Annotated in this window: 8 protein-coding genes; 4 read left to right on the plus strand and 4 right to left on the minus strand. The window is 41.9% G+C overall.

The window, feature by feature from the left end:
- Positions 1-91: 91 nt before the first annotated feature.
- Genes selA through AB1488_06400 form a run of 4 tightly spaced genes read left to right on the plus strand, consistent with a single transcriptional unit; the run spans position 92 to position 3,963 of the window.
- Positions 92-1,504: an L-seryl-tRNA(Sec) selenium transferase gene (gene selA / locus AB1488_06385; GenBank protein ID MEW6409724.1), complete on the plus strand. Its 1,413-nt coding sequence runs from the start codon at positions 92-94 to the stop codon at positions 1,502-1,504.
- Positions 1,482-2,180 carry a response regulator transcription factor gene (locus tag AB1488_06390; protein ID MEW6409725.1) on the plus strand — a complete coding sequence of 233 codons (699 nt, stop codon included), beginning with the start codon at positions 1,482-1,484 and terminating at the stop codon, positions 2,178-2,180. The genes selA and AB1488_06390 overlap by 23 nt, the downstream gene beginning before the upstream one ends.
- Positions 2,161-3,546: a HAMP domain-containing sensor histidine kinase gene (locus AB1488_06395; protein ID MEW6409726.1), complete on the plus strand. Its 1,386-nt coding sequence runs from the start codon at positions 2,161-2,163 to the stop codon at positions 3,544-3,546. The genes AB1488_06390 and AB1488_06395 overlap by 20 nt, the downstream gene beginning before the upstream one ends.
- Positions 3,547-3,594: 48 nt before the next feature.
- Positions 3,595-3,963 (plus strand): hypothetical protein, encoded by a 369-nt coding sequence (locus AB1488_06400; protein ID MEW6409727.1) that lies wholly within the window; start codon positions 3,595-3,597, stop codon positions 3,961-3,963.
- Positions 3,964-4,022: 59 nt separating this feature from the next.
- Here the strand turns inward: AB1488_06400 and AB1488_06405 are convergent, their stop codons facing one another.
- The 4 genes from AB1488_06405 to AB1488_06420 form a co-directional block, all read right to left on the minus strand.
- Positions 4,023-4,247 carry a CopG family antitoxin gene (locus AB1488_06405; protein ID MEW6409728.1) on the minus strand — a complete coding sequence of 75 codons (225 nt, stop codon included), beginning with the start codon at positions 4,245-4,247 and terminating at the stop codon, positions 4,023-4,025.
- Positions 4,237-4,497, minus strand: a complete 261-nt coding sequence (locus tag AB1488_06410) for a BrnT family toxin (GenBank protein MEW6409729.1) — start codon at positions 4,495-4,497, stop codon at positions 4,237-4,239. The genes AB1488_06405 and AB1488_06410 overlap by 11 nt, the downstream gene beginning before the upstream one ends.
- A 278-nt stretch (positions 4,498-4,775) precedes the next feature.
- Positions 4,776-4,922, minus strand: coding sequence for a DUF2283 domain-containing protein (locus AB1488_06415; protein ID MEW6409730.1), 147 nt, complete (start codon positions 4,920-4,922; stop codon positions 4,776-4,778).
- Positions 4,923-4,945: 23 nt separating this feature from the next.
- Positions 4,946-5,761 (minus strand): alpha/beta fold hydrolase, encoded by an 816-nt coding sequence (locus AB1488_06420; protein MEW6409731.1) that lies wholly within the window; start codon positions 5,759-5,761, stop codon positions 4,946-4,948.
- Positions 5,762-5,956 lie beyond the last annotated feature (195 nt).

A 5,956-nucleotide genomic window follows, 5' to 3' on the forward strand; every position in this document is an offset into this window, starting at 1 on the left:
TGACCCTATTTCTTCACTATTTACCATTCATATCAAAGTATTATACTATAATTTTATTTTTTAGAATCAATTTTGTGTTAAAATAATAAATATGGAAAGATCAACTTTAAGAGATATCCCATCTGTTGACGAGATATTAAAAACAGAGACATCAAAAAGACTTCTTGAATTACACCCGAGAATGATAGTAAAAGGGGTAATAAGGAATATCCTTAATGAGAAAAGGAAATCACTGCTCGATGATCCCCACGCTGAGATTGATCTTTCAATTAACACCCTGCTCTCAGAGATAAAAGAAAGGATTCAAGAAGAGGATAGGGGTAATCTCCGTACTGTTATAAACGCTACTGGTATCATAATACATACCAACTTAGGACGGGCGATCCTGAGTGACTCAGCAATCAAAAATGCCATGAGCATTGCTGGTTCATATTCCAACCTTGAGTATGAGCTTAATACAGGCAAGAGGGGAAAGAGATATATTCATCTTGATGGTATCCTCAGAGAAATCACAGGTGCAGAGGCATCAATCGTAGTGAATAATAATGCGGCTGCAGTTCTTCTTGTTCTTAATACACTTGCAAAGGACAGAGAGGTGATAGTCTCAAGGGGAGAACTTATTGAGATAGGAGGCTCTTTCAGGATACCAGAGGTCATGGAAAGAAGTGGTGCTATACTAAAAGAGATAGGGACAACGAATAAGACACACCTGAAGGATTATGAAAGTGCCATAACAGAGAAGACTGCACTACTTCTAAAGGTACATCCAAGTAACTACAGGATACTCGGTTTTACAGAAGAAGTGGTTCTTGAAGAGATTGTAAACATAGGGAGAAGATACTCTATTCCTGTGATGAATGACCTCGGCAGTGGTTGCCTCGTAGACCTAAAAAGATACGGTATATCTGGAGAGCCTGCTGTTAAAGAGGTACTAAAGACAGGGGTTGATATCGTTACCTTCAGTGGAGATAAACTCCTCGGGGGTCCACAGGCAGGTATAATTCTCGGTAAAGAAGGATATATAAGCAGGATACAGGCAAATCCATTAACAAGGGCAGTAAGGATAGATAAACTAACACTCGCGGCAATGGAGGCAACACTACGGGAATACCTGGATATGGAAAAGGTCGCCGAGACCAATCCAACCCTGAGGATGCTCCTTCAGCCTTTAGAGACAATAAGAAAACGGGCAAGAAAGATAAAGAGGTTATTGAACAGCATACCTAATAGTAGTATCTTTATCGAAATAACTGATGAATATTCTCAGGCCGGTGGTGGTTCGCTACCACTCATAAATCTTTCCACATCTGTGGTTTCAATCAGACCTCAAACAGGCTCAATGCTGACAGTAGAGTCCTTAGAAGAACGCCTACGGAAAGGAGTGATTCCTGTTATTGCAAGGATAAAAGATGGACGACTTCTGCTCGATGCAAGGACAATAAGGGATAACGAGATACATATCCTCGCTGAGATGGTAAAGGATGCAATACATACTTATAGTTGAAGATGAAATAAAGATTGCAAGGATTGTTAAGGCATATCTGGAGTCAGATGGATACAAGGTAATCCTTGCAGACACAGGTAAAAAGGCTGTTGAAGTTATCGAAAAAGAATTGCCGCTTCTCGTAATATTAGACCTTATGCTCCCTGATATAAGTGGTGAAGAAGTCTGCCAGTACATCAAAGAACTTGGAGACATCCCAGTAATAATGCTTACTGCTAAGACCTCCGAAGAGGAAAAGGTTGTTGGCTTCAGGCTCGGTGCAGATGATTATGTAACCAAGCCATTCTCTCCGAGGGAACTTGTTGCAAGGGTGAGGGCTGTATTGAAGCGAACATATAGAAAAGAAAAGGTATTTACAGAACCAATGAGTTTCAATAATGGAAGACTTGTAATAGATGCTATGAGACATGAATTAAAGAAAGATGGTATATCTATTAAGGTAACACCCACCGAGTTTAAAATACTGCTTCTGCTTGCTAAGGCGCCGGGAAGGGTCTTTAACAGGACAGAATTAATCGAACAGGCACTCGGCTATCAGTTTGAGGGATATGACAGAAGCATAGACGCCCACATTAAAAATCTCAGACAGAAAATCGAAGATGATCCAAAGAATCCCACTCATATTCAAACAGTCTATGGAGTAGGATACAGATTTGATGGCAAGATGGATAAATAAGATTTCTGGGAGACCATCTTTATGGGTAAAATCCCTTCTACTTTTTTTATCGGTTGTTGCTGTTTCGTTATCTGCCACACTAATACTTAAGCACCTTATAATAAAGGACTTCAGGGAATATTTAGAGGGTGAACTCGAAGACAGGATATACTGGGTAATGGCAAATATTGAAGGGACATATGAAAGATACAATGGTTGGAAACCCGAGGCTATAGCAGAGAATACCGTGTGGGCATTTATGATGGGATTCGAAACAGAAATCAAGGATACAGATGGAAATACTGTAATGGATACACGCAAGGCATCAGAATTTCTTTCTCCGATTATGAAACGAAGGGTGGCAAGTTTTGGCTTATTTAAAAACAAGGAAATCTACAGCGATCCAAGAACCTATCCACTCTTCTTGAGGGGGAAAGAGATAGGTGAAATTTCAATAAGGGTGAGGCAGCAACCCAAGGAAAAGATATTTCAGAAAAGAGCAGATACCTTTCTTGCTGTTTCATTGGTAATAATAGGAATATTCTCTATTGTACTTAGTGTGTTCTCCTCGAGATCTCTATCAATGCCTATAAAAAAATTAACAAATGCTGCAAGGGCAATAAGCAAAGGTGATTTAGAAAAAAGGGTTGAGGTAAAAAGCAGAGACGAAGTCGGAGAGCTTGCATCTGCCTTTAACCATATGGCGCAGGCACTACACACACAAGAACTATTAAGAAGAAAACTTACATCGAATATCGCACACGAGATCAGGACACCATTGAGCACCATTAGAGCCGAACTTGAAGGAATGCTTGATGGCATCATCCCCACAGATAGAGATAATCTTGCATCTATAAACGAAGAGATAGAAAGGTTGAAGAGGATACTTAATGGGATAGATGATCTCTCAGCAGCAGAGGCAAGCAGGGTATCGCTCAATAAAAGACATCTGGATATGAATGAATTGGTCTCCAGTACAGTAGATAGGATGTCACGATTGTTCTCAGAAAAAGGCGTTGCGATAGAATTTATACCAGCGGGGAAAATATACCTCTCCGCTGATCCCGATAGACTCTGCCAGATAATTATTAATCTCCTTAAGAATGCATTGAATGCTACCGAAAGAGGAGGAAAGGTCACTGTAATGACAGGTTATTTAAATAAAAACGCATTTGTATCCATAGAGGATACAGGGCATGGTATAAAGAATGAGGATAAGCCATTTATATTCGAGAGGTTTTACAAGGGAAAAGTAGGTGGTCTCGGCATAGGACTTACCATAGCAAAGGAGCTTGCCGAGGCACATGGAGGAAGAATAGAAGTAGAAAGTGAGCCTGCAAAAGGTAGCAAATTTATTGTTATAATACCCTTCACCACTTATTCATAATTTTCTCACTTGCTATGTTATAGCCAGGTTAAAGGAGAGAATGTGGCATTGAAGAAGACAATTTTAACATTAATAACGCTGGTCTTAGCCCTTTCCTTGTATGGAGATGTCTATGCAGAGGAAGAATATTACAAATCTGAGAAAGTAAAATCTCCAGATAATACTTACTCTCCACCATATGGGGGTTACTGTCCAGGTCACAGATGGGGCTGGTATGGTGCCTATAGACAGGTAAAGACTACCGAAGAGGCGAGAAGTATCCTGATGGAATACTGTGCCTCTGCCACAAACGTCAAGGTAGGTAGAATTATTGAAAGAAAAAGATTCTTTGAGGCAGAAATCTATGGCAAAGATAACTCTCTTGTAGACAGAGTCCTTATCGATAAAAAGACAGGACGGATAAGGTCAATGTATTAACCAGACATCTTAGGAAGCAGTAAATCTCTAGGGGCAATAGAATAAAAAATCAGATATTTTCAAGATACCTTTTCAAGACGCTCTGCTACCCAGACCTTGATGATAGATTGTCGAGGCACACCCAAACGCCTTGCTTCTTTATCCAACAAGTGAATCATCCATATAGGCAAATCTACATTTACTCTTTTCTGTTCTTGCTTAGGTTTTCTGGCTTTTGATACATCAAGATATTTGGAAATATCTTTACCTTCATCAAATCTCTTGTCAAATTCCTTAGCTTTCATAGATTTCAACCTCCTCTTTTCTGGATCGTCGTACTGAAATAATCCTTATCTTTTCACCCCGATAAGTAATTACTCCCGACCAATGCTTTCCTGAAATCTTCCCGATTACCACAAATCTTGGTTCATCGCTGGTTTTTACAGGAATCTCAATTAAATCAGGATCATCCCACAACGCCTGCGCTTCGTAAAAGTCGATTCCATGTTTTTTCTTATTGTCAACGCTTTTCTTGGGGTCAAATTCAAACTCCATATATAATAATTATACCTTAATTATACCTCTTGTCAACCAAAAATATTCTCTTTTGATTCTAACGCCTGCAGTTAGCGGGGTATAGTGAGGCTGGCTAACAAGTTGGCACGTTAAAGATGCCGTTGGAGTGATTGGCACACCCTGTCATGATAACTATTGTGACCCGATGAATCGGGACGAATGGATGAGTTGACTGTTTTATGAATAGTTATAGAATGAGTTATCTATTTCCCCTTGACAGGAGTCACATTTTCATGGATGATTTGTTCTCCATTCATTTATGCAATTTCTTTTTCAATTTCCTGGTAAGAGAGTTCTTTTATTGCCGCTTGCTCTTTAGCATGCTCAATTGTCATACTTACCAATTTGCCGTCCTTATCCAAGTCAATGTAAATATTTTCATTTATTTCTTTTGTTTCAGACACTTGGGGGTCGTCCTCTGGAGCGTTTAGTTAGCCCTGTTCACCACCTCCGTCGTCCACCGAAGGATCTCGTCCCGTGACGTGGAAGGCGCGTCTAAATGAGTCGAATCTGGCTCGTACAGTTTCGTCAGCGGATGAGCGGGAAGGGAGCTGAAAATCAGCTGTTTGGCTTTTAGCAGGATCGGGTAATCCCCCTTCGGCGCGACATACAAGACCGGAATTTTCGGATTCATAGCTTTCACCACCCTAATGAGGCTCATAGCGCCATCGGGATCGAACCAACTGAGGTAAGCAACGGGGGTCGTGGTCACGGGATAAGTGCCCCTGGCGCCCTCGTAGTCGGTAAACCTCGTCTTCTCGTTTGCCTTCCCCTCGGTCACAAGGCTGCGTGCGAGCTCTACCGACTCACCAAGTTTTTCTCGGTAGATGGGAGTGCTTACGCTGCCGCCCGGCGCAATCGCGATAACACCATCAACCAAGTGCTTGCCGGCGTAATAGAGCGCGAACAGCGCTCCGAGACTGTGCCCGACAACAAACAGCTTCTTCGCCCCTCGGCTTCGCAGCGTGTCAAGCGCGGATTGGACTTCCTTTGTTGCAGCGTCGACATTCACGTCGTATTCGCGTCTCCCAGACCAAGGCATCTCAAGATTGGCCACAAGATAGCCTTTTTCTTCAAGTGATGACGCGAGGTCCGAGACGTACTTCGTAGACGAGCCTCCCTTGCCATGCATGATCACTATGCCAATGCCTGGTGATGGTGATTGCGCTGCTGGTGCAGGAGTTATGGTCGCCAAACCGACGGCTAAGGCCAGGGTAGTCCACATGCGCAAAGTTTGAATCATGCGCGGTCTCCTTCTTGAGGGCTAACGATTGAAATCAGTGGCGGGCAATTGCCCGTCCGCTGGATTTTCTTGATACTCATTAAGGCCTCCTTTAGCATACCGCAAAGCGGTATAATTAACAACCAAAAAATCTAACAAGGAGGCCTGTATGAAATTTTACACCAAACAACACAAATATTACTGTGGAATAGACCT

The organism is Nitrospirota bacterium (assembly GCA_040756155.1).
In the GTDB taxonomy this organism is placed as follows: domain Bacteria; phylum Nitrospirota; class Thermodesulfovibrionia; order JACRGW01; family JBFLZU01; genus JBFLZU01.

Coding starts and splice junctions, on each gene's coding strand:
- AB1488_06420 (MEW6409731.1), bottom strand. CDS start 5,761: ATGATTCAAACTTTGCGCATGTGGACTACCCTGGCCTTAGCCGTCGGT.
- selA (MEW6409724.1), top strand. CDS start 92: ATGGAAAGATCAACTTTAAGAGATATCCCATCTGTTGACGAGATATTA.
- AB1488_06410 (MEW6409729.1), bottom strand. CDS start 4,497: ATGGAGTTTGAATTTGACCCCAAGAAAAGCGTTGACAATAAGAAAAAA.
- AB1488_06395 (MEW6409726.1), top strand. CDS start 2,161: ATGGCAAGATGGATAAATAAGATTTCTGGGAGACCATCTTTATGGGTA.
- AB1488_06405 (MEW6409728.1), bottom strand. CDS start 4,247: ATGAAAGCTAAGGAATTTGACAAGAGATTTGATGAAGGTAAAGATATT.
- AB1488_06390 (MEW6409725.1), top strand. CDS start 1,482: ATGCAATACATACTTATAGTTGAAGATGAAATAAAGATTGCAAGGATT.